Origin of the sequence: Roseiarcus sp. (genome assembly GCF_052145395.1) — a bacterium.
Taxonomy (GTDB): Bacteria; Pseudomonadota; Alphaproteobacteria; order Rhizobiales; family Beijerinckiaceae; genus Roseiarcus.
Genome location: NZ_JBKQOT010000140.1, coordinates 1 through 2,911 on the forward strand (window position 1 = coordinate 1; position 2,911 = coordinate 2,911).

The following is a 2,911-nucleotide window of genomic DNA, read 5'->3' on the forward strand; positions in this document are numbered from 1 at the left end:
GAGGTACAACTACAGATTCCTGTTCGCGCCCGGGACGATAGGGGCAATCGCCTGGTTGGCGCACAACGAAGAGGCCAGCAGCCGCATCAAGCACGGGCTCGTCGTCTCCATGGTGGGCGACGGGGGAGGTCCAACCTACAAGAAAAGCCGTCGCGGGGGCTCGGCCATCGATCGCGTGATCGCCCATGTTCTTCGCCACTCTGGGCTGACGGCGACGATCGAAGATTTCTCGCCCTATGGCTATGATGAACGTCAGTATTGTTCTCCAGGCTTCAATCTGCCTGTTGGTCTATTTCAGCGCAGCAAGTATGGCACGATTCCCCAATATCACACGTCGGCTGACAATCTCTCTTTCATAAGGCCAGAGCACCTACTGGAGTCCTATAGCGTGATCGTCAAGACGATCGATATCATCGAAAGCGACGCGGTATACAGCAATACGATCCCAAAGTGCGAACCGCAGCTGGGAAGGCGCGGGCTTTATGGACGTATCGGGGGAAAGAAGGATATCGCGACTGAGAATATGGCCATACTATGGGTGCTCAATCTTTCCGACGGCGCCCATTCCTTGCTCGACATCGCGGAACGTTCCGACCTGCCTTTCGAAGTCATTCGCCGAGTGGCCCGGGTCCTTCAGGCGCACGGCCTGTTGACCAACCGACGGCCGGCAATTTCCGGTCCATTTGCGACGGGCGCGGGGTCATAGTGCTGGAGCTGCGTGCCTATAGGGTTAACGCAGATACCCACTACATTTAGGGATGCCGGATCCATTCTTCCTGCGGCGCCAAGCGCCAGGAGCGACCGTCCTCTGAAACAAGTTTCGAACGCATCAGCTCGACCCAATGCGTAACATTCCTCCCAAGCGATTGAACGGCGCGAATCGACGTATTGCGGACCTAGCAGACCACGGTCTTGGACGCTTCAATTGGGCGGGAGCAGACTTTCGACTGAGGCTACCGTATTGTGTGCGTCACGATGTCAATGTGGGAGCGTTGCATCGGAGATAGAAAGCGTCCGACACTCCAATATTTTGCGCTCGATTAGTTTGCTTTCGTGCGGGGTGATGTAATGTCCACGCGGCCAGCGCGACTTGGACGGACAAGTCAGGGTTGGCCAACTTCTGGGTGACGGCGGCGGCGTTGAAACATGCGTGGGGTGTCTCGCAGGAGCTTGCTCTTAGGGGGCGCGGCCTTGGCCCTCGCGCCTCCGGCCAAGGCGTCGTCATCGCCCTACGTCGCGGCGAGTTCGAACGGCAGGCACTTCGTCAAGAACGGATCACCGTGGCTGATGCTCGCCGACAGCGCCCAGACGCTGGTCAACATCTACGGCTCCGACGTCACAAACTACCTGAGCACGAGGGCGAGTCAGGGTTTCACCGCGATCCAGTTCGATCTAGTCGCGACGTCATATGTCAGGGCGACCTATCCCTACGGCGCGACGTCGGCAAGCGGCGCGGTCTACGCCTTCAGCAATGATGGCGCGATCACTACCGGCTACGCGACGAACCCCGCCTACTGGACTCTGATGGACACGTACGTCGGCGCGATCAACGCGCTCGGCATGACGGCGATTCTCAATCCGTATGAAGGCAATATCGGGGCGACGGACCTCGTCAAGGCTGGCAATATGGCCTGCTATTCCTACGGCCAGTTCCTCGGCAACAGATTCAAGAATGCGGACGTCATCTGGCATCTCGGCAATGACCTTCAGGTGACTAGCAGCGCAATTTTTCAGTCGTTTCAGAACCTCGCGAAGGGCATCCTCGCCGCCGACCCGAACCACCTGATGACCATCGAGCTATTCGACACTCCGCGCGGCGGCTCAGGCTTCTCGACCTCATTCGACAACGAGGGCGGGTACGGGTCGTTCGGCTCGGTGTTCGGGTCCAAAGGCATTAACGGCTCCTACACCTATGGCCCGACCTACGGCTACACCGGCGTCGCCTATAATGGCTCTGGAACATCGTTCCGCGGCGTGGCCGGCACGAACTTGGCCTCCCCATGCCCGGTCATCCTCTTGGAGGCGAACTACCTCGGTGAGAATCTTATCGGCGACGGATCGAGCGCGATTACCTATCGCAAGCAGCCGTGGTGGCTCATTCTGGCGGGCGGCCTCGGCGGCTATATCTTTGGGACCGCGTGGACTTGGAAGTTTCCGTTGGGGTGGCAATCCCATATGACCGATGGCGTCTCGGACGTCCAGACGTGGCTCGCATTCCTTAAAAGCATCAACTGGTGGACGTTGCAGCCTGACTTCGGCCGGGCGCTCGACACGACCGGCTCGACCGGTTGGAGCACGGCAAGCCTTGTCGGAACGGGCCGGGCCTACAACTGGGACGCTTACATCAGCCAAGCCGCTGACAGCCTGACCGGCGGAGCGCATTTGTCGGTCGCCTATTTCTCGCAGGGCTCGGCGCAGTCGTTGACCGTGCGGATGAACCAGTTCGCCGGGCCGGTGACGGCGAAGTGGGTCGACCCGACCAGCGGATCGTCCTCGACCATCAGCGGCAGCCCGTTCACGAACAGCGGGACGCACTCCTTCTCGCCGAGCGGCAACAACAGTGCAGGAGACCCGGATTGGGTGCTACTGCTTACCGCTTAAGCGCGACACTCGCCGCCTGCGCTGTCCTGCGCTGTGCTTCGCCCTGCGGCTTGGCCCGATTGCACGTGTCTTAAGAACGGAGGCTATACATATGCAATCAACTTCTTGAACCGCTTCGGAGCTTTGTCGGGAGGCAATCTGGGCAATGAAGCCCTCAAACCAAACTGTCTGGTCGGCTATCTCGGGTCGAATCGACACTTGATATGAAACTAGCGAACGTAACATGTTAAATTTGGGCGATCCCATGAGCCGCGCAAAATAAACTTCCGCTTCGTGTCGACTTGACCCGTTCGCCGAGCGAACACTATTT

2 protein-coding genes are annotated in these 2,911 nt (G+C 59.1%); both read left to right on the forward strand.

All coding sequences use genetic code 11. The features are described 5' to 3' along the window. Nucleotides 1-706 (forward strand): DUF4910 domain-containing protein (locus ACLP25_RS04870; protein ID WP_442468100.1); only part of this gene is annotated, 706 nt, incomplete at its 5' end. Between the two features lie 485 nt (nt 707-1,191). Beyond that, on the forward strand, nt 1,192-2,601 hold the full coding sequence (locus tag ACLP25_RS04875; protein WP_442468101.1) for an apiosidase-like domain-containing protein: 1,410 nt from the start codon (nt 1,192-1,194) through the stop codon (nt 2,599-2,601). The last annotated feature ends 310 nt before the right edge of the window (nt 2,602-2,911 follow it).